This is a genomic window from Streptomyces sp. NPDC006435, from assembly GCF_040612315.1.
Taxonomy (GTDB): domain Bacteria; phylum Actinomycetota; class Actinomycetes; order Streptomycetales; family Streptomycetaceae; genus Streptomyces.
Map to the genome: position 1 here is coordinate 313,986 of NZ_JBEXPY010000002.1, position 19,253 is coordinate 333,238.

The 19,253-nt window shown below is 72.5% G+C and carries 22 protein-coding genes; 11 read left to right on the forward strand and 11 right to left on the reverse strand.

The annotated features are described in order from the left end of the window. Positions 1-5: 5 nt before the first annotated feature. The 3 genes from ABZZ04_RS03655 to ABZZ04_RS03665 all read right to left on the reverse strand — a co-directional run bounded on the left by ABZZ04_RS03655 (position 6) and on the right by ABZZ04_RS03665 (position 2,451). The gene (locus ABZZ04_RS03655) at positions 6-851 is read right to left on the reverse strand and encodes a biotin-dependent carboxyltransferase family protein (protein WP_356930660.1); all 846 of its coding nucleotides are present in this window, start codon (positions 849-851) and stop codon (positions 6-8) included. A 95-nt stretch (positions 852-946) separates the two neighbouring features. Then, positions 947-1,615 carry a carboxyltransferase domain-containing protein gene (locus ABZZ04_RS03660; protein WP_356930661.1) on the reverse strand — a complete coding sequence of 223 codons (669 nt, stop codon included), beginning with the start codon at positions 1,613-1,615 and terminating at the stop codon, positions 947-949. An 86-nt stretch (positions 1,616-1,701) separates the two neighbouring features. After that, entirely contained in the window at positions 1,702-2,451 is a 750-nt protein-coding gene (locus ABZZ04_RS03665) for a 5-oxoprolinase subunit PxpA (RefSeq protein ID WP_356930662.1), read from the reverse strand. 218 nt (positions 2,452-2,669) lie between these two features. Here ABZZ04_RS03665 and ABZZ04_RS03670 point away from each other — a divergent pair, with 218 nt between their 5' ends. Together ABZZ04_RS03670 and ABZZ04_RS03675 are read left to right on the forward strand one after the other, a co-directional pair. Next, complete coding sequence (locus ABZZ04_RS03670; protein WP_356930538.1) at positions 2,670-3,353, forward strand: hypothetical protein; 684 nt, start codon at positions 2,670-2,672, stop codon at positions 3,351-3,353. Between the two features lie 131 nt (positions 3,354-3,484). Beyond that, entirely contained in the window at positions 3,485-4,720 is a 1,236-nt protein-coding gene (locus tag ABZZ04_RS03675) for a Cmx/CmrA family chloramphenicol efflux MFS transporter (protein WP_356930663.1), read from the forward strand. Positions 4,721-4,754: 34 nt separating this feature from the next. On the opposite strand, the gene ABZZ04_RS03680 is transcribed toward ABZZ04_RS03675, so the two are convergent. After that, a complete protein-coding gene (locus ABZZ04_RS03680) occupies positions 4,755-5,030 on the reverse strand; it encodes a DUF4031 domain-containing protein (RefSeq protein ID WP_356930539.1) in 276 nt (91 codons plus the stop codon). Then, complete coding sequence (locus ABZZ04_RS03685) at positions 5,027-5,395, reverse strand: hypothetical protein (RefSeq protein WP_356930540.1); 369 nt, start codon at positions 5,393-5,395, stop codon at positions 5,027-5,029. Before ABZZ04_RS03685 ends, ABZZ04_RS03680 begins: the two co-directional genes overlap by 4 nt. A gap of 219 nt (positions 5,396-5,614) precedes the next feature. On the opposite strand from ABZZ04_RS03685, the gene ABZZ04_RS03690 reads away from it, so the two are divergent. From ABZZ04_RS03690 to ABZZ04_RS03700, 3 genes are all read left to right on the forward strand, one after another. Continuing rightward, entirely contained in the window at positions 5,615-6,532 is a 918-nt protein-coding gene (locus tag ABZZ04_RS03690) for a MurR/RpiR family transcriptional regulator (RefSeq protein WP_356930541.1), read from the forward strand. Between the two features lie 167 nt (positions 6,533-6,699). Next, positions 6,700-7,665: an N-acetylmuramic acid 6-phosphate etherase gene (murQ, locus tag ABZZ04_RS03695; RefSeq protein ID WP_356930542.1), complete on the forward strand. Its 966-nt coding sequence runs from the start codon at positions 6,700-6,702 to the stop codon at positions 7,663-7,665. Positions 7,666-7,714: 49 nt separating this feature from the next. Next, positions 7,715-9,268, forward strand: a complete 1,554-nt coding sequence (locus ABZZ04_RS03700) for a PTS transporter subunit EIIC (RefSeq protein WP_356930543.1) — start codon at positions 7,715-7,717, stop codon at positions 9,266-9,268. Between the two features lie 88 nt (positions 9,269-9,356). On the opposite strand, the gene ABZZ04_RS03705 is transcribed toward ABZZ04_RS03700, so the two are convergent. Genes ABZZ04_RS03705 through ABZZ04_RS03715 form a run of 3 tightly spaced genes read right to left on the reverse strand, consistent with a single transcriptional unit; the run spans position 9,357 to position 9,953 of the window. Next, entirely contained in the window at positions 9,357-9,485 is a 129-nt protein-coding gene (locus ABZZ04_RS03705) for a hypothetical protein (RefSeq protein ID WP_356930544.1), read from the reverse strand. Continuing rightward, on the reverse strand, positions 9,482-9,715 hold the full coding sequence (locus ABZZ04_RS03710) for a hypothetical protein (RefSeq protein ID WP_356930545.1): 234 nt from the start codon (positions 9,713-9,715) through the stop codon (positions 9,482-9,484). The genes ABZZ04_RS03705 and ABZZ04_RS03710 overlap by 4 nt, the downstream gene beginning before the upstream one ends. Then, entirely contained in the window at positions 9,705-9,953 is a 249-nt protein-coding gene (locus tag ABZZ04_RS03715) for a hypothetical protein (RefSeq protein ID WP_356930546.1), read from the reverse strand. Before ABZZ04_RS03715 ends, ABZZ04_RS03710 begins: the two co-directional genes overlap by 11 nt. A gap of 345 nt (positions 9,954-10,298) precedes the next feature. Here ABZZ04_RS03715 and ABZZ04_RS03720 point away from each other — a divergent pair, with 345 nt between their 5' ends. Then, positions 10,299-11,909 (forward strand): adenosine deaminase, encoded by a 1,611-nt coding sequence (locus tag ABZZ04_RS03720; protein WP_356930547.1) that lies wholly within the window; start codon positions 10,299-10,301, stop codon positions 11,907-11,909. Between the two features lie 94 nt (positions 11,910-12,003). Here the strand turns inward: ABZZ04_RS03720 and ABZZ04_RS03725 are convergent, their stop codons facing one another. Beyond that, a complete protein-coding gene (locus ABZZ04_RS03725; RefSeq protein ID WP_356930548.1) occupies positions 12,004-12,612 on the reverse strand; it encodes a TetR family transcriptional regulator in 609 nt (202 codons plus the stop codon). A gap of 173 nt (positions 12,613-12,785) precedes the next feature. Between ABZZ04_RS03725 and ABZZ04_RS03730 the strand changes: the two genes are divergently transcribed. From ABZZ04_RS03730 to ABZZ04_RS03750, 5 genes are all read left to right on the forward strand, one after another. Next, a complete protein-coding gene (locus tag ABZZ04_RS03730) occupies positions 12,786-13,976 on the forward strand; it encodes a cytochrome P450 (RefSeq protein ID WP_356930549.1) in 1,191 nt (396 codons plus the stop codon). A 5-nt stretch (positions 13,977-13,981) separates the two neighbouring features. Beyond that, positions 13,982-14,200, forward strand: coding sequence for a ferredoxin (locus ABZZ04_RS03735; protein WP_356930550.1), 219 nt, complete (start codon positions 13,982-13,984; stop codon positions 14,198-14,200). A 198-nt stretch (positions 14,201-14,398) separates the two neighbouring features. Beyond that, complete coding sequence (locus ABZZ04_RS03740) at positions 14,399-14,728, forward strand: hypothetical protein (protein ID WP_356930551.1); 330 nt, start codon at positions 14,399-14,401, stop codon at positions 14,726-14,728. Between the two features lie 147 nt (positions 14,729-14,875). Continuing rightward, positions 14,876-16,117: a hypothetical protein gene (locus ABZZ04_RS03745; protein ID WP_356930552.1), complete on the forward strand. Its 1,242-nt coding sequence runs from the start codon at positions 14,876-14,878 to the stop codon at positions 16,115-16,117. 80 nt (positions 16,118-16,197) lie between these two features. Next, positions 16,198-16,575 (forward strand): nuclear transport factor 2 family protein, encoded by a 378-nt coding sequence (locus tag ABZZ04_RS03750; protein WP_356930553.1) that lies wholly within the window; start codon positions 16,198-16,200, stop codon positions 16,573-16,575. A gap of 234 nt (positions 16,576-16,809) precedes the next feature. Here the strand turns inward: ABZZ04_RS03750 and groL are convergent, their stop codons facing one another. Continuing rightward, positions 16,810-18,432 carry a chaperonin GroEL gene (gene groL / locus ABZZ04_RS03755; protein WP_072487928.1) on the reverse strand — a complete coding sequence of 541 codons (1,623 nt, stop codon included), beginning with the start codon at positions 18,430-18,432 and terminating at the stop codon, positions 16,810-16,812. Positions 18,433-18,813: 381 nt separating this feature from the next. Next, on the reverse strand, positions 18,814-19,020 hold the full coding sequence (locus ABZZ04_RS03760) for a cold-shock protein (RefSeq protein WP_003967346.1): 207 nt from the start codon (positions 19,018-19,020) through the stop codon (positions 18,814-18,816). Positions 19,021-19,253: the final 233 nt, after the last annotated feature.

A 19,253-nucleotide genomic window follows, 5' to 3' on the forward strand; every position in this document is an offset into this window, starting at 1 on the left:
ACGGATCACCTCCCGCCGGGCACGAACCGCACCCGGGTCCCGGGCACGGCCTGCGCCGCGCCCGCGAGCGCGGCCCCGTCCACGACGCCGACGACCGGGTAACCGCCGGTCGTCGGATGGTCGTTGAGGAACACCACCGGGCGCCCGTCCGGCGGTACCTGGACGGCGCCGAGCACCATCCCCTCGCTGGGCAGTTCGCCCGCGCGGGCCCGCTCCAGGGCCGGGCCCTCCGTGCGCAGCCCGATCCGGTTGCTGTGCGGCGAGACCCGGTACACGGCCGTGGTGAGCGTGCGCAGCGCGTCGTCGGTGAACCAGGTGTGGCGGGGGCCGAGGGACAGCGGCAGGACCAGTTCGGCGGGCGCGGCCGGCCAGGGCACGGCGTCGGCGCCCCGGGAGCCCGCCGGGGCCCGGCCCAGCGGGAGCACGTCGCCGTCGCGCAGGGGGGCCGGGCCCAGCCCGGAGAGCAGGTCGGCCGACCTGCTGCCCAGCACGGGTTCCGGCAACAGGCCGCCGCCGAACGCCAGATAGCCGCGCAGGCCCTGCGCGGCGGGGCCCGCTTCGAGCACCGCGCCCGCCGGTACGCGCACGGGCGCACCCCAGGCCGCGGGCCGCCCGTCGACCGTGACCCGGCAGGGCGCCCCGCCGACGACGACGAGCACGGGCCGGTCCGGGCGGACCGCGCAGCCGTCGACGGTCGTCTCCAGCAGGGCCGCGTCCGGCCCGTTCCCGGCGAGCCGGTTGGCGAGGCGGGCGGCGGGGGCGTCCAGGGCGCCCGAACGCGGCACCCCGAGATGCGCCCAGCCGGCGCGGCCGGTGTCCTGAACGGTGGTCAGGGCCCCGGCCCGGACCACCCGGACGGTGCCGACGGGCCCGCCCCGGTCCGGTCCGGCGGCGTCCGCACGTCCCGGTACCGCGGGTCGGCCCCGGTCCGGCCCCGCGGCCCCGGTCACGGCCGTGCCTCCGTCGCGACGAAACGCACCCGGGCCCCGGGGCTCAGCAGCGCGGCCGGTTCCCGGGCCGGGTCCCACAGCGCGCCCGGCCCGTGCATCCGCCCGACGATCTGCCAGCCGCCGGGCGAGGGACGCGGGTACACCCCGGTGTACGCCCCCGCGAGGGCCAGCGCACCGGCCGGGACCCGGGTGCGCGGGGTGGCGCGGCGCGGCACGTGCAACCGTTCGGGAAGGCCCGTGAGGTAGCCGAAGCCGGGGGCGAACCCGCAGAACGCCACCCGGAATTCGGTCCCCGCGTGGATGCGGGGCACATCGGCGACGGCGACGCCCCAGGCCGCCGCGACGTCCGCGAGGTCCGGTCCGTCGTAGACGACGGGTATCTCGACGACCGCGCCGGTGCCGCGGCGCGGCGGGGGCGTCCGCCAGGAGAGGAGTTCCCGGACGAGCCGCGCGCGGCCGTCCGGGGTGCGGTCGGCGATGCCGTCGAGGAGAACGGTGCGGGCGCCGGGCACGACCTCGCGCACGGCGGGCAGTTCACCGAGCGCACGGCACCGCAGCAGCTCGGCGTGGAACGCCTCGGCGTGCTCGCCGGACGACAGCTCGACGAGCAGCGCCCCGGGCCCGGCGGGAAGGACCTCGACACCCGGGACGGCGTCCGTGCACATGCCGGGGTCCGCACACGTGCCGCCGTCCGTGCCCGTGCCCGTGCCGGTGTCCGTGCCGCCGTCCATGCCCGTGCCGGTGTCCGCGTTCACGCGAACGCCCGCACGGCCACGCCCGCCGCCTCCAGCGCCGCCCTGACCCGGCGCGCCAGCGCCGCCGCGCCCGGGGTGTCGCCGTGCACGCACAACGAGCGCGCCGCGACCGGTATCCGGCTGCCGTCCGTCCCGACGACGCCCCCGTCCACCGCCATGCCGACGCTGCGCCGTACGACCTCGTCCCCGTCGTGCACCACCGCGCCGGGCTCGCCGCGCGGGACCAGCGTTCCCCGGGGCGTGTACGCGCGGTCGGCGAAGGCCTCCTCGACGGCGGTGAGGCCCGCGTCCCGGGCGCGGTCGAGCAGGCGCGACCCCGGGAGCCCGAGCACCGCCAGGTCGCCGCCGGCCAGCCGGACGCCCTCGATCACGGCCGCGGCCTGGTCGTCGTCCCACACTGCGCGGTTGTAGAGGGCGCCGTGCGGTTTGACGTACGAGACCCTGGACCCGGCCGCCTCGGCGAACACCCGCAGGGCGCCGATCTGGTAGGCGACCTCCGCGGTCAGTTCGGCGGGCGGCACGTCCATCGAGCGGCGCCCGAACCCGGCCAGGTCCCGGTACGCGACCTGGGCGCCGATCCGTACTCCCCCGGCCGCCGCCCGGTCGCAGACCCGCCGCATCACGGAGGCGTCGCCCGCGTGGAACCCGCAGGCCACATTGGCGCTGGTGACGCAGTCGAGCAACGCGTCGTCGTCGGTGAGGGTCCAGTGCCCGAACCCCTCGCCGAGATCCGCGTTGAGATCCATCGGAGCCCTCGCCGGGGCCACCGGGGCCGTCGGCGCCACCGGGACCGGGACCGGAGCCGGGGCCGTCCGGTTCGCCGGGTTCGTCAGATCCGTCACGGGCGCACGCTAGCGACTGCCCCACGGTCCGACAAGACCCGGCCCGGGGAGTGGGACGCCCGCACGCCCCGGGGGTCGGATCGCCGCCTGGCGGCCCGGTGTTCGCCGATAGGGTCGGCCGCATGAGCGACAGTGCGCGTACAGGCGATGCCCACGGGGCCGACGGCGTCGACGGCTCCCTCCGGGAGCGCTGGCGGGAGGTGCTCGTCCGCGCCCGGGGCGGGGCCGCGGCGCCCGATCCCGCGCCGTACGCCGACAACCTGCTGGCGCGCTGGGCCGAGCCGCAGCGGCGGTACCACACCACCGCGCACCTGGCCGCGGTGCTCGACCACGTCGACACCCTCGCCGGGCACGCGGCCGACCCGGACGCCGTACGCCTCGCCGCCTGGTTCCACGACGCGGTGTACCGGCCCGACCGGTCCGAGAACGAGGAGCGCAGCGCGGCGCTCGCCGAACGCGCGCTCCCGGAGGCCGGGGTGCCCGACGGGGTGACGGCCGAGGTGGCCCGCCTCGTACGACTCACCGTCACCCACGATCCGGCCCCCGGCGACACCGACGGCGAGGTGTTGTGCGACGCGGACCTGGCGATCCTGGCGGCGGACCCGCAGCACTACGCGGCGTACACGGCGCAGGTCCGCGAGGAGTACGGCTTCGTGCCCGACGACGCGTTCCGGGAGGGCCGGGCGACGGTGCTGCGCCAGCTGCTCGGGCTGCCCCGGCTGTTCCGCACCCCGTACGGGGCGGACCGGTGGGAGCAGCGGGCCCGGCGGAACCTGCTGACCGAGCTGGAGCTGCTCGACCACTGACGGACGCGCACCGCCGACACGCGCCGCCGGCGGGAAACAATGCCGCAACGTTGCCGATACGTCGGGAATGCGGCGGCATGTGATCGCTGTTGGCAGCTGTCATGCCCGACTCTGCCGTCATCCGCTCCCGCATGCCTCTCGCCGTGTACGTCCTGGGGCTCTCGGTCTTCGCCCTGGGGACCAGTGAATTCATGCTCTCCGGACTGCTGCCGCCCATCGCCGACGACATGGACGTGTCGATACCCCGCGCCGGACTCCTCATATCCGCCTTCGCGATCGGCATGGTGATCGGCGCCCCGCTGCTCGCCGTGGCCACGCTCCGGCTGCCGCGCCGCACCACTCTGATCACCCTGATCTCCGTCTTCGGCCTCGGCCAGGTCGCGGGCGCGCTCGCCCCGACGTACGAGGTGCTCTTCGTGTCCCGGGTGGTGAGCGCGTTCGCCTGTGCCGGGTTCTGGGCGGTGGGGGCGGCGGTCGCCATCGCGATGGTGCCGGTGAACGCGCGGGCCCGCGCCATGGCCGTGATGATCGGCGGACTGTCGATCGCCAACGTGCTGGGGGTGCCCCTGGGGGCGTTCCTCGGCGAGAACTTCGGCTGGCGGTCGGCGTTCTGGGCCGTGGGTGCGGCGTCCGCCGTGGCCCTGGTCGGGGTGGCGACCCTGATCCCTCGCATTCCGCTGCCGGAGCGGCGCCCCCGGATCAAGCAGGAGCTGGGCATCTACCGCGACCGGCAGGTGTGGCTGTCGATCGTGGTCACGGCACTCGCCGCGGGCGGTGTCTTCTGCGCGTTCAGCTACCTGGCCCCGCTGCTGACCGATGTCGCCGGGCTGGACTCGGGCTGGGTGCCGACGGTGCTGGCACTGTTCGGGATCGGGGCGCTGGTCGGTACGACGATCGGCGGCCGGGTCGCGGACGCGCACCTCTTCGGGGTGCTGATGAGCGGTGTCGCGGCCTCGACGATCCTCCTGGTCGCACTGGCGCTGTTCGCCTCGTACCAGGTCGCCGCGGTCGGGCTCGCGTTCCTGCTGGGCCTGTCGTCGTTCTACACGGCCCCGGCGCTGAACGCCCGGATGTTCAACGTCGCGGGTGCCGCACCGACGCTGGCCGGTGCGACGGCCACCGCCGCGTTCAACCTGGGCAACACGGGCGGCCCCTGGCTGGGCGGTGCGGTGATCGACGCGGACTTCGGTTTCGCGGCGACCGCGTGGGCCGGTGCGGCGATGACGGTGGTGGCGCTGGCGGCCGTGGTGCTCTCACTGCGGCTGCAGGGCGGCGGCAGGTCGCGCCGGGTGGCCGGGGCGCCCGCCGCGGCGTCGTCGGACACGCCGGTGGAGGCGTGCGCGGACGCGAAGCCCTCGACCGCCTGACAGCACGTCGGCCGCCCCCGCCCCCGGACCGCCATCAGGCCCCGGGGGCGGGGCGTCCCTTGGGGCGTCGCAGCCCCGCCTCCGTGATCCGGCGGACGAGTTCCTTCGGGCCGATCTCCTTCGCCCCGGCCCGTACCGCGTCCGTGTACCGCTCCTCCGGTATGTCGTAGTGGTCCCGCTCGAACGCGCGCGGCGGGCAGCCGATGGATGCCGCGAAGGCGTGCAGCTCGTCGAAGGACACGTCGCTGACCAGGTGCGACCACAGCCGCCCGTGCCCCGGCCACTGAGGCGGATCGATGTAGACCGTCACCGGCGAAGTATCCCGTCGAGCGAGCCGACCGGCGCCACGGCCACGGCCGCCTTGGTGCACACCCAGTGCGGGTCCGGGCCCAGTTCCGGTTCGACGTCGAGGGCGTGCGGGTCGCCCGCGTCGCAGACCGGACAGAGCGGCCACCGCCCGTACCGTTCGAGCAGCGCGTCCTGCACGTCCTGGGCGACGAGCCCCACCACGAACGCGGCCCCGTCGGGCCACTGTTCGACCCACCAGCGGCGGTGGGTCACCGCGTCCTCGACCAACGAGACGATCCCGGCCTCGGCGACGTCACCTGCGGCGAGATCGGCCATGACCAGTGCACGGGCCGTGTGCAACGCCTGTTCCAAGGGGTTCATCTCCATGGCCCCATTGTCGCTCCGCCCGCGAGAAGGCCCCACGCGCCCGCCCCCGCCGTTTCCGCGCTGTCCGAAGCCCACTCCCGGAAGTCCCTCCGGAAGCCCTCCGGCAGTCCCCCTGGAAGTCCCCCGGAACTCCGCAGGAACTACGCCGGAACGGCGCCGCCGGGACGCAGGCTCAAAAGGGGGGTTGACGGGCAACCCGGTTGAAAATATCTTTCAAATGTGACCAACGACTTGAAGGAAAGTTTCAGCGCCGACTCCCCGCCCGCCCCGGCGGCCCTCGCGGCCAAGGTGCGCACGCTCGCGCCGTCCATGACCCGCTCCATGCAGCGCGTCGCCGAGGCCGTCGCCGGTGACCCCGCGGGCTGCGCCGCCCTCACGGTCACCGGTCTCGCCGAACTCACCGGCACCAGCGAGGCGACCGTGGTCCGCACGGCCCGTCTCCTCGGCTACCCCGGCTACCGCGACCTGCGGCTGGCCCTCGCCGGGCTCGCCGCGCACCAGCAGTCGGGGCGCGCCCCTTCCGTCACCGCGGACATAGCGGTGGACGACCCGATCGCCGACGTGGTCGCCAAGCTGGCCTACGACGAGCAGCAGACCCTCGCCGACACGGCCGCCGGGCTCGACACCGTCCAGCTCGGTGCCGCCGTGGCCGCCGCCGCCACCGCCCGGCGGATCGACATCTACGGTGTCGGCGCCTCCTCCCTCGTCGGCCAGGACCTCGCGCAGAAGCTGGCCCGCATCGGGCTGATCGCGCACTCCCACACGGACCCGCACCTGGCGGTGACCAACGCCGTGCAGCTCCGCTCCGGCGACGTGGCCATCGCGATCACGCACTCCGGCTCCACCGTCGACGTCATAGAGCCGCTGCGGGTCGCCTTCGACCGCGGTGCGACGACGGTCGCGATCACCGGTCGCCCCGACGGCCCGGTCACGCAGTACGCCGACCACGTACTGACCACGTCCACCGCCCGGGAGAGCGAGCTGCGCCCCGCCGCCATGTCGAGCCGCACGAGCCAACTCCTCGTCGTCGACTGCCTGTTCATAGGCGTGGCGCAGCGTACCTACGAGACGGCCGCACCGGCCCTCTCCGCCTCCTACGAGGCACTGGCCCACCGCCACACGCCCCGTCCCCGCTGACCCGTACCCCGTCCCCCGTACCGCGCACCCCCGTCCCCCGCTCCCCGCCCCCGTCCCCGACCTCTCCGAACCCCCGCACTCGCACCCCGAACGCGGACCCGTTCGCCCCGAACCCCCCATCCGCGGAACCGTACGAGCCCGAGACCGAAAAGGCAGAGTCACCCTCCATGACCTCCATCGCCGACCTCACCCCCGCCGGCCCCGACGACCACGGGGACCTGCGCGCCCAGCTCGAAACGCTCACCACCGAGGCGTTCCGGCCCGAGCTCGCCGAGATCGACCGTCTGAGCACCCTTGAGACAGCCCGCATCATGAACGGCGAGGACCGGTCCGTACCGGACGCCGTCGGCGCCCGGCTGCCCGAGATAGCGGCCGCGATCGACGGCATCGCGGAGCGCATGGCGCGCGGCGGGCGCCTGATCTACGCGGGCGCGGGCACGGCGGGCCGGCTCGGCGTGCTGGACGCCAGCGAGTGCCCGCCCACCTTCAACACCGACCCGTCCCAGGTCGTCGGCCTGATCGCGGGCGGCCCGACCGCCATGGTCACGGCCGTCGAGGGCGCCGAGGACAGCAAGGAGCTGGCCGCCGCCGACCTCGACGCCCTGGACCTCACCGCCGACGACACCGTGGTCGGCATCTCCGCCTCCGGCCGCACGCCGTACGCGATCGGCGCCGTCGAACACGCCCGCCGCAAGGGCGCCCTGACGCTCGGGCTGTCCTGCAACGCGAACTCCGCGCTGGGGGCGGCGGCCGAGCACGGCATCGAGGTCGTCGTCGGCCCGGAGCTGCTCACCGGCTCCACCCGGCTCAAGGCGGGCACGGCCCAGAAGCTCGTCCTCAACATGATCTCGACGATCACGATGATCCGGCTCGGCAAGACGTACGGGAACCTGATGGTCGACGTCCGCGCCTCCAACGAGAAGCTGCGCGCCCGGTCCCGCCGGATCGTCTCGCTGGCCACCGGGGCGTCCGACGAGGAGATCGAGGCCGCGCTCGCCGCGACCGACGGCGAGGTGAAGAACGCCATCCTCACCATCCTCGGCCAGGTCGACGGCCCCACCGCCGCCGCACTGCTGGACTCCTCCCACGGCCACCTCCGTACCGCCCTGGCCGCCGCTCCCCGCACCACCTGACCCACCGGCTCCACCCCGCACCTCCCCCCACAGCAAGGCACCACGCACCATGGCACCACAGGACAAGAACCGCGCCATCGCCGCCGCGATCCTCCCGCTCGTCGGCGGCGCCGCGAACGTCAGCTCCATCGCCCACTGCATGACCCGGCTCCGGCTGGGCCTGCACGACCGCTCGCTCGTCGACGACGAGGCCCTGAAGGCGGTACCCGCCGTCATGGGGGTGGTCGAGGACGACACGTACCAGATCGTCCTCGGCCCGGGCACCGTCGCCCGGGTCACTCCGGAGTTCGAGCAGTTGGTGGCGGAGGCCGGGGCGTCCGGCCCCGGCCCCGCCGCCCCGGCCGACGCCCCTCCCCCCTCCGCTCCCTCCGCCTCGGCGGAGGAACTGGCCGCCCAGGGCGCCGCGATGAAGGCGGCGCGGAAGGCGAAGAACGCCACCCCGTTCAAGCTGTTCCTGCGCAGGATCGCGAACATCTTCGTCCCGCTGATCCCGGCGCTCATCGGCTGCGGCATCATCGCCGGCCTCAACGGCCTGCTGGTGAACCTGGGTTGGCTGACCTCCATCACCCCCGCCCTCGCCGCGATGGCGTCCGGGTTCATGGCGCTGATCGCCGTGTTCGTCGGCTTCAACACGGCGAAGGAGTTCGGCGGGACGCCGATCCTGGGCGGTGCGGTCGCCGCGATCATCGTGTTCCCGGGCGTCGCCAACATCGAGGCGTTCGGCCAGAAGCTCTCCCCCGGCCAGGGCGGTGTGCTCGGCGCGCTCGGCGCGGCGGTGCTCGCGGTGCACGTGGAGAAGTGGTGCCGCCGCCGGGTTCCCGAGGCGCTGGACGTACTGGTCACCCCGACGCTCACGGTCCTGGTCTCCGGCCTGGTGACGATCTTCGGCCTGATGTACGTGGCCGGTGAGATCTCCACCGCCATCGGCACGTTCGCCGACTGGCTGCTCTCCAACGGCGGCGCGGGCGCGGGCTTCGTGCTCGGCGGACTCTTCCTGCCCCTGGTGATGCTGGGCCTGCACCAGGCGCTCATCCCGATCCACACCACCCTGATCGAGCAGCAGGGCTACACCGTCCTGCTCCCGATCCTCGCCATGGCGGGCGCCGGCCAGGTCGGCGCGGCGGTCGCGGTCTACTTCCGTCTCCCCCGCAACGAGTCGATCCGCCGCACCATCAGGTCCGCCCTGCCCGCGGGTCTGCTGGGTGTGGGCGAGCCCCTGATCTACGGCGTCAGCCTCCCGCTCGGCCGCCCGTTCGTCACGGCGTGCGTGGGCGGCGCGTTCGGCGGCGGCTTCGTCGGGCTGTTCAACCAGCTCGGCGACAAGGTCGGCTCCACCGCCATCGGCCCGTCCGGCTGGGCCCTGTTCCCCCTCCTCGACGGCAACCACGGCCTCGGCACCACGGTCGCGATCTACGCGGGCGGCCTGCTGGTCGGCTACCTCGCCGGGTTCCTCGCCACGTACTTCTTCGGCTTCGGCAAGGACCTGCCGGCGGAGTTCGACGTCTCCCGGGAACCGGCCGCCTCCCCCGTCACGGCGACGGGCTCCCCCACGTCCCCGACCACCGACCCCGACACCCCGACGAAGGCACCGGCCGGGGTCTGACCCCCGGCGCACAAACGCACATGGATGAGGGGTGGTACCGGGCCGACCGGGTACCACCCCTCATCCGCGCACGCACACGCACACCCCTTCAGGCCGGGAACCCCTCCGTGGGGATCGTCGTGCCGAACGGCTCCGGCGACGCGTCCACCGGATCGCCGGCCTCCGGGGCGGCACCGTCGACGGGCCCCGAGGACATGACCACCGGATCCACCGTCATGGCAGCCTCCCCTCCCGGTTGACCTCCCTCACACGGGCCCGCAGCACCTCGCCCAGCGGCGCCGCGCGCACCGAGTCCGGCGGGCAGTCCCACTCGGGCCCGCCACCCGGCGCCCGTAACTGCACGTACGAACCGACGCGCCCCATCACGCGCCCCACCCGGCCGTCCCGGGTGTCCACCGCGAACGATCCCGGCTCCGGCGCACACCCCTCGGTCCCCTCACCGTTCATGGCCGGCCGTCCCCTGCGCCTCCAGCACCACGCTCAACCGCAGCGCCGTGTCGAGGTTGCACCGGCCCAGGTCCACCAACGGCGCCCCCGGCTCGGTCCCCGCGCACGTCACCGGGTCGACCCGCAGCGAGGGCAACGTGATCCCGACCCCCGAGAAACCCTCCTTCAGCCGCGTCACCGCGTCCTCCGCCACCCGCACTCTGCTCTCCGCCGTCCTGCGCCGTTCGATCGTCGTCATGATCCATTCCTTTCCACGCTGAGTAACGGAAATGCACACCCAGAGTGTTCAACGCGGCGCCGGCCCGGAAGAGGCGCAGATCCAACAACCGCACGTATGTCACAGGGAGTTGTCATGCCCGGGGCCCAACCGGGCCCGACGGGGCCCTCGGTGCCGGACGACGGGGCCGGACGACGGGGCCGGACCGCGGGCCGCCGATGACGCGGCTCGTGCGGATCCCGGCTCTAGCAGCCATAGGGCGGCCGGTTGCTCCGCTTGATCACTGCCCACTCGATCGAGTGGACGTTCTCGCCCATATATGTGGTTCGGGCATGAAACCCCTTTGTCGAACGCGATCATTCGGCCGTGATTCCAACACTCCGGACGGCACACCGTCCCAAGTCACTGCTCCCGGCCGGGCTCGCCGCACTCGCCACGCTCTCCCTGCTCCCGGCGCTCCCGGCCGCCGCCGCCCCGGCGAAGGACCCCGCTCCGCGGCCCGCCGCGCAGGCCGCGCACCGCCCGGTGACCCCGGCCGAGCGCAGGACCTCCGCGTACCTGGACTCGCTCCGGAACAGGCCGGAGCGGCAGAAGGAGTTCTTCGCCGCCCTGCCCAAGGGGGGCGACCTGCACAACCACCTGTCGGGCGCCGTCGCGACGGAGTACCTGATCGACCTCGCGGCCGAGCAGGGGCTGTGCATCGACGCGACGATGACGGCCGTCGCGCCGCCGTGCGGACCCGGCAAGCGGCCCGCCTCGGACGCGCAGACCGATGCCGCGTTCCGGCAACAAGTCATCCGGGCCTGGTCCATGCAGGACTTCCCGCCGGGCGAGTCCGGGCACGACCACTTCTTCAACACGTTCGACAAGTTCGGCATGGCGACCTGGTACACCCGCGGCAAGATGCTCGCGAACGTGGCCGACACCGTCGTCAAGAACAACCAGTTCTACCTGGAGACGCTGGTCACGCCCGCGTCGGACAGCTCGAAGGCGCTGTCCGAGCAGGTGGGCTACGACCCCGACCTGGCGGCCTTCCACCGCAAGCTCGTGGCCGACGGAAAGCTCGACCGCGTGGTGGACGAGGCGATCAAGGAGGCCGACGACACCGACGCGCAGTTCCGGGAGACCTCGCACTGCGACACCCCCCGCCCCGCCCCGGGCTGCCGCCTGCCCGTCAAGTGGATCTCCCAGGTGTCCCGGGGCAGCACCCCGGCCCGGGTGTTCACGCAGATGGCGGTCGGCATGCGGCTGGCCGAGCGCGACCCGCGTTTCGTCGCGGTCAACCTCGTCCAGCCCGAGGACTGGCAGAGCTCGCTGGACAACTACAGCCTCCAGATGCGGATGCTGAAGTACCTGCGCGGCCAGTACCCGGACTCACACCTCACCCTGCACGCCGGTGAGCTGGCGCCGGGCCTCGTCAAGCCGGAGGACCTGACCTTCCACATCCGGGAGGCCGTCCTCGTCGCCGGGGCCGAACGCATCGGGCACGGCGTGGACCTGGTCCACGAGGACGACTGGCGGCAGCTCGCGCGGACGATGGCACGGCGCGACGTCGCGGTCGAGGTGCCGTTCTCCAGCAACAAGCAGATCCTCGGCATCGCGGGCGACGACCACCCGTTCAACGCCTACCGCAGCTACGGCGTCCCGGTGGTCCTGGCCACCGACGACCCGGGGGTCTCGCGGATCGACATCAGCCACGAGTACCGGTACGCGTCCCGGACGTACGACCTGGGCTACACCGAGCTGAAGGACCTGGCCCGCGCCTCCCTGGAGCACGCGTTCAACGACGGCCGCAGCCTGTGGACCGCCGACCGCGCCCGGTCCGACTACCGCCCGGTCCCCGTCTGCCAGGGCAGCCGCCCCGGCGACAACCGGCCGGGCCCGCGCTGCGCCCGCTACCTCGCCGAGAACCCGAAGGCGGCGGCCGAGTGGCGCCAGGAGGCGGCCTTCGCCGTCTTCGAGCGCAACCACCGCTGAGCGGGGCGCAACCCACCGGAGTCACGGGGCGGCACGGCACCAGCCGGGCCGCCCCTTCCCGTTCCTCCGACCGCCCGACCCGCCCGGCCGCTCGTCACGCCGTACCGTCCCCGCCCTCGGATGCGGGCGCGGACCAGAGGTGGTCGAGCGTGCCGAGCACGAGCCGGCAGACGTCGTCCGGATCGGCACCGGCGAGCGGCTCGCGGGCGACGACCGTCCGCATCAGGCCGATGCCGAGCAGCCAGGCCATGGCGAGGTCCGCGCGCAGGGCGCCGTCCTCGGTGCCGGACAGCCCGGCCAGGGCGTTCTGGTACTCCTCGCCCAGCTCCCGCAGCGTTCCGGCCGCCTCGTCGCCCCGGCCCACGGAACGCAGGTAGACCTCCAGGGAACGGTCCTCCGTACCGCCCGCGCTGCGGGTCAGCATCGAGCGCAGGGCCGTCTCGAAGAGCTCCTCGGGCGGGGTCGCGCGCAGCTGTTCGAGACCTCCCTGCGCGACGACCTCCGTGAGCAAACCCTGTTTCGAGCCGAAGTAACGGAAGAGCAGGGCCTGGTTCACCCCGGCGCGCTCGGCGATGCTCCGTACCGTCGCCGCTTCGTAGCCCCGCTCCGCGAACAGGTCGCGGGCGGCTTCCAGCAGCCGCTGCCGGGTGGCCGCGGAGTCCCGGCGGCGCTCTCCGGACGACGGTGCGGGGGCGGGCTTCATGGCGGATTTCCTCTCGAACGGTCCGTCAGGATAACGGCCGTAAAGCGTCGTTGACTGCCCGGAAGGATCGCTTCTACGTTTGTAAGCAGTTGCTTACATGGCTGTTCGCGGGACTGCCCGCACGGCTGTCCGCACGGCTGCTTTCACGGTTGTTCACCCACGGGAGGCCCACAGTGACCACAGCAGATGTCGCACCCCTCGCCTACCCCTTCAACACCGCCGAAGGACTCCGGCTCGCCGAGGAGTACGAGCGCGTACGCGACCGGCCGGGACTGTTACGGGTCCAGATGCCGTACGGCGAACCGGCCTGGCTCGTCACCCGCTACGCCGACGCCCGGCTCGTCCTCGGCGACCAGCGCTTCAGCCGGGCCCTCGCCGCCTCGCACGACGAGCCCCGACAGTCCGAGGGGCAGCGCGACGGCGGGATCCTCGGCATGGACCCGCCGGACCACACCCGGCTGCGTTCCCTGGTCGCCAAGGCGTTCACGGTCCGGCAGGTCGAGAAGCTGCGCCCCCAGGTGCGGGAGCTGACCGCGAGCCTCCTCGACGACATGGAGGCGGCCGGGCAGCCGGCGGACCTGGTGGACCTGTTCGCGCTGCCGCTGCCGGTGGCCGTGATCTGCCGGATGCTGGGCGTGCCCACCGAGGACCGGCCGCTCTTCCGCAAGTGGAGCGACGACGCGCTGTCGACGAGTTCCCTCACGGCCGAGGAGTTCGAGGCCAGCCGCGAGGAACTGCGCGCCTACATGGCCGGGTTGATCGAGCAGCACCGCCGCGAGCCGCAGGACGACCTGATGACGGCCCTGATCGAGGCCCGCGACGGCGGCGACCGGCTCTCCGAGCTCGAACTCGTCGACCTGTGCGTCGGCATCCTCGTGGCGGGTCACGAGACCACCGCCTCCCAGATCCCCAACTTCGTCCTCACCCTGCTCGACCACCCGGAGCAGCTGGCCCGGCTCAGGGCCGAACCCGGGCTCGTCCCGAACGCGGTGGAGGAGCTGCTGCGCTTCGTGCCGCTGGGCAGCGGTGCCGGCCAGCCCCGTTACGCCACCGAGGACATCGAGGTCGGCGGGACGCTCGTCCGCGCCGGGAGCCCCGTCCTGGTCGCCGTCGGCGCGGCCAACCGCGACGCGCTGCGGTTCACGGCCCCGGGCGTGCTCGACATCGCCCGCGAGGGCAACCAGCACCTCGGCTTCGGCCACGGCGTCCACCACTGCCTGGGCGCCCCGCTGGCCCGGCTGGAACTCCAGGAGGCGCTGTCCGCGCTCATCACCCGCTTCCCCGGCCTGCACGTGGCCGCCGACGTGACGTGGAAGTCCGAGATGCTGGTGCGCGGGCCGCGCGTCATGCCCGTCGGGTGGTGACCGCGATGAGCTGGAACGTACGCGTCGACCGGGAGCTGTGCCAGGGGTCGGGCATGTGCGCGGGGACCGTCCCCGAGGTGTTCGCCCTGGACGACGAGCGCGCGCGGGCGCGGACCGACGGGATCGAGCCGGACGAACGGGTCCTGGACGCCTCCGACATCTGCCCGGCCCTGGCGATCACCGTGCACGAGGGCGACACCGTCATCGGCCCCCGCCGCGACTGAGCCGCCACCGGACGTGCCGGAACGGAACGGACCACCCCGCCCCCCTTCCGGCACGTCCGCCGCACCAGCCAATACCTCCACAGATCACCCCAAGCCAAGAATTAGCCGATATCGCACAATCCGTGCTTCCATGACGGCACCAAACGATCGCTTGCGGCTGCCGGAAGGCCCGCACGTTCCTTCCGGCATGGAGCACGATTGATTGCCATAGCGGCGGCCCTCGCGGAGATCGCGCTGATCCTGACGCACCGCAAGCGCACACCGTCCGCCCCCGCCAGGGCCGTGGAATGGCCCCACCTGGCCGCCGGGCTGGGAGCGTGCGCGGCGGGATGGCTCGTCATCGGCCGGCCCGGCATCACCTGGGGCGACCTGTCCCTGGCGCTCATGTTCGGGGTGATCCTCGCCTCCGAGGCCGGGCACGCGGCCCGGAGCCTTTCCGGACGGCCCGGGGCGGGCTGGGCGATGGTCTGCGTCGGCGGGGCGGCCTCGGCGACCTGGCTGCTGCCCGGCCCGCTGCCCTTCGTCTGACACCCCGCCCCCGGCGACGCCTCACTCCCCCTGGCTCAAACCGGCTCCCACCTGGGGGTGGTTTGAACCGCTTCCCCGACCGGATCGCCGCACTCCGTGCTCCGCTTTGCACGTGTTGTGACGAACCAGCCCAAAGGGGAACCACTCATGCCCGAACCGTCCCACGAGCAGATCGCCTCGGGGCTCCAGAACAGGCCCCCCATCGCCCTGGTCCCCGGCCCCCGCATCGACGCCGAACCGCACAGCTCGCTCCCCCTGCGGCCCAGTGCCGTGTGGGATCTGCCGGGCGGTTCCGCCCGGGTCTACCTCGGCGAGGGCAACAAGGCACTCGTACGGCCCGTGATCGTCGCCGACGGCTTCGGCACGGGCCCCAGCGAGCTGGTGTCCGCCTGGGAGACCATGGAGTTCGGCGACTATCCGCTCATCAGCGAGCTGCGCCGCCGCAGCCGGGACGTCGTCCTCCTCGGCTTCCGCGAACGCGGCGCGTCGATTCCGGACAACTCCGCGACCGCGCAGGCCGCGATCCTGCGCACCGCCGCGGAACAGCAGGGCCGCACCCCGCTGGCCGTCGGCGGTTTCGGCACGGGCGGTCTGGTCACCCGGCACGCACTGGCCTCGATGGAGAGCCGGGACGTCGAGCACCGGACGGGGCTGTACTTCTCGTACGACAGCCCGCACCGCGGCGCCTGGATCCCGCTCGCGCTCCAGGCGTTCGCGCACTACATCAAGGGCCTCGACAGCCGGTTCTCCGACCAGATCAACAGCCCGGCCGCCCGTCAGCTGCTGTGGCGGCACATCGGGGAGTGGGACGGCGCACCGGAGCGGAGCGCGGAGCGCACCGCGTTCCTCGCCGAGATGCGGGCGATCGGCGAATGGCCGCGCAGACCGCGGCTGATCGGGGTCGCCAACGGGGCGGCCGACGGCATCGGCACCGATGTGCGCGCGGGCGAACTGGCCCTGGAGGGCAGGGGATCGTCGATCGCGGGCACCAGGCTCTACACCCAGTCCCCCGGCGACGGCGAACTCGCCGCGAGCCTGCGGGTGGTGACGGAGCGGACCCACGAGGTCCGTACGGCGGGACTGCCGTCCATCGACGGCGCGCCCGGCGGCTCGCTGGAGGGGTTCGGCATCCTCGCCGACGGGCTCAACGCGCTCGCCGCCCCGCTCGGCCTCAAGACCGACGTGCGCATCCGCTCGCACTGCTTCGTGCCGTCCGTCAGCGCGGTGGACATCGGCGACCTGGACACGGACGAGGAGCTGTACACGGACATCTCCCGGCTCCCGTACGAGACCAGCGGGCTGGACGAGTTCAGGCTCGCCTCCCGCAACGAGGGCCACGCCCTGGTCACGGAGGAGCTCTCCACCTGGCTGCTCGACCGGCTCCCGTAGCGGGCGGGCGGGATGGTTCACCGTGACCGGAAGGCGGCTCGTGGGACGAGTGCACGCGAAACGGCTGGTATTACTGGGGCATGCATGAAGAGACCGCACGCTCCGCGATCGACATGTTCATCTCCGCGTTCAACGCCTCGGACGACAGCTATGTGACCTCCCTGCTCTCCCAGGCCCTGACCTCGGACGTGGTCTTCTGGGGACCGTTGGGTCGCAGCGAAGGAATCGCGGAGGTCGAGCGGTTCGTGCTGGACATCCGGCGTCACCCGGCGGGGACCGGCACGATGGTGCGCTGCTCAGCGGTGGACATGCCTGACGAATGGGCCCGGTACCAGTGGGTCTTCACCACGCCCGATGGAGGCCCCCGCCTGGCGGGAACGGACGTCGTCCATCTGCGACGGAGTCTCATCGACCAGATCATCGTCTTCGCGGGGGAGATCGAGCCGTCCGCCTCCTGAGCCGGCGGACCGGACGAGTTCAGGCTCGCCTCCTGCGAAGAGGGCCACGCCCTGGTCACGGAGGAGCTCTCCACCTGGCTGCTCGACCGGCTCCCGCAGCGGGCGGACGGCTCTTCGAGCGGGCGGGCGCCGCGGGCAAAAGCACCGGGAGACCGGGAACGGCGTAGGCCCCCGGACCAGATGGTCCGGGGGCCTACGCGGCACAGCTGTGCGGGAACTGCCGATCCGTCAGGATCAGAAGTCCATGTCACCGCCCGGCATGCCGCCCGGGGCGGCCGCGGCGGCCTTCTCCGGCTTGTCGGCGATGACGGCCTCGGTGGTGAGGAACAGCGCGGCGATGGACGCGGCGTTCTGCAGGGCGGAGCGCGTGACCTTCGCCGGGTCGAGGATGCCCTCGGCGATCATGTCGACGTACTCGCCGGTCGCGGCGTTCAGACCGTGGCCGACGGCCAGGTTGCGCACCTTCTCGACGACGACGCCGCCCTCGAGACCACCGTTGACGGCGATCTGCTTCAGCGGGGCCTCCAGGGCCAGCTTCACGGCGTTGGCGCCGGTCGCCTCGTCACCCGAGAGCTCCAGCTTCTCGAAGACGGCCGAGGCCTGGAGCAGAGCCACGCCACCACCGGCGACGATGCCCTCCTCGACGGCGGCCTTGGCGTTGCGCACCGCGTCCTCGATGCGGTGCTTGCGCTCCTTGAGCTCGACCTCGGTCGCGGCACCGGCCTTGATGACGGCCACGCCGCCGGCCAGCTTCGCGAGGCGCTCCTGGAGCTTCTCGCGGTCGTAGTCCGAGTCGCTGTTCTCGATCTCGGCGCGGATCTGGTTGACGCGGCCCTGGACCTGGTCGCTGTCACCGGCACCGTCGACGATCGTCGTCTCGTCCTTGGTGATGACGACCTTGCGGGCGCGGCCGAGCAGGTCGAGACCGGCGTTCTCCAGCTTGAGGCCGACCTCCTCGGAGATGACGGTGCCACCGGTGAGGATGGCGATGTCGCCGAGCATGGCCTTGCGGCGGTCACCGAAGCCCGGGGCCTTGACGGCGACGGACTTGAAGGTGCCACGGATCTTGTTGACGACCAGGGTCGACAGGGCCTCGCCCTCGACGTCCTCGGCGATGATCAGCAGCGGCTTGCCGGACTGCATGACCTTCTCCAGCAGCGGAAGGAGGTCCTTCACGTTGCTGACCTTGGAGTTCACGATCAGGATGTACGGGTCGTCGAGGGACGACTCCATGCGCTCCATGTCGGTGGCGAAGTACGCCGAGATGTAGCCCTTGTCGAAGCGCATGCCCTCGGTGAGCTCAAGCTCCAGACCGAAGGTCTGGGACTCCTCGACGGTGATGACGCCTTCCTTGCCGACCTTGTCCATGGCCTCGGCGATGAGCTCGCCGATCTGGGTGTCGGCGGCGGAGATGGAGGCCGTGGAAGCGATCTGCTCCTTGGTCTCGACATCCTTCGCCTGCTCCAGGAGGGCGGCGGAGACGGCCTCGACGGCCTTCTCGATACCCCGCTTGAGGGCCATCGGGTTGGCACCCGCGGCGACGTTGCGCAGACCCTCGCGGACGAGCGCCTGGGCCAGAACGGTGGCGGTGGTCGTACCGTCGCCGGCGACGTCGTCCGTCTTCTTGGCGACCTCCTTGACCAGCTCCGCACCGATCTTCTCGTACGGGTCCTCCAGCTCGATCTCCTTGGCGATGGAAACACCATCGTTGGTGATCGTGGGGGCGCCCCACTTCTTCTCAAGGACGACGTTGCGACCCTTGGGGCCAAGGGTGACCTTGACGGCGTCGGCGAGCTGGTTCATGCCGCGCTCGAGACCGCGCCGGGCCTCCTCGTCGAACGCGATGATCTTGGCCATGTGAAGTGGTCCTCCCGGACAGGGGTGGATTTCTCCGGACCGGGAGGCGCCCGCGACGGACGGCCTGCGTGACCGGTGGTTCCTTGCCCCGCCGGCCTGCGGGCCTCACCGGCCCGATCCAAGTTCTGTCACTCTCACCTGGAGAGTGCTAACGCCAATAATTAGCACTCGCCCCTGGAGAGTGCAAGCGCCTTCGGAGAAGGCTCGACGAGGGGTGGCGGTCGGGTGACGGGAGGGCGCAAGCGCCCCTCTCCGGTCGCGGACGACGTCAGCCACCCCGGGACGGCGCCGGGGCGGCACGCCGGAACGCGCGGAGGTCCGTACCCCTGGGGGGTACGGACCTCCGTGCGTGAGTGGTGTCGTTGGCCGACCGCGCCGTACTCAGCCGACGGCGAGCTTGACCATGTCCGCCTGGGGCCCCTTCTGGCCCTGCGAGATCTCGAACTCAACTCGCTGACCCTCTTCGAGGGTGCGGTACCCGTCCATCTGGATCGCGCTGTAGTGGACGAAAACATCCGCACCACCGTCGACCGCGATGAAGCCGTACCCCTTCTCCGCGTTGAACCACTTGACGGTGCCCTGAGCCATGCCTAACTCCCCTATTACTGGCCCTTGCGCGGGGCCGCACTTCGCGGTCCCGGGTCAGAACCCACCCTCCGACAGGAGAGGGTGCGTGCGCCGGAACGCGTCGACCGCGGCTGAATGTATCTGCCCAACTGCCCTCTGCAACAGGTCAATCGGACGAGAATTCTCGACAGCGCCGAACGCCCGAATATGCGGAATTCATGAGATTCCAGGGCAAGTCGGGCCAGACAAAGGTG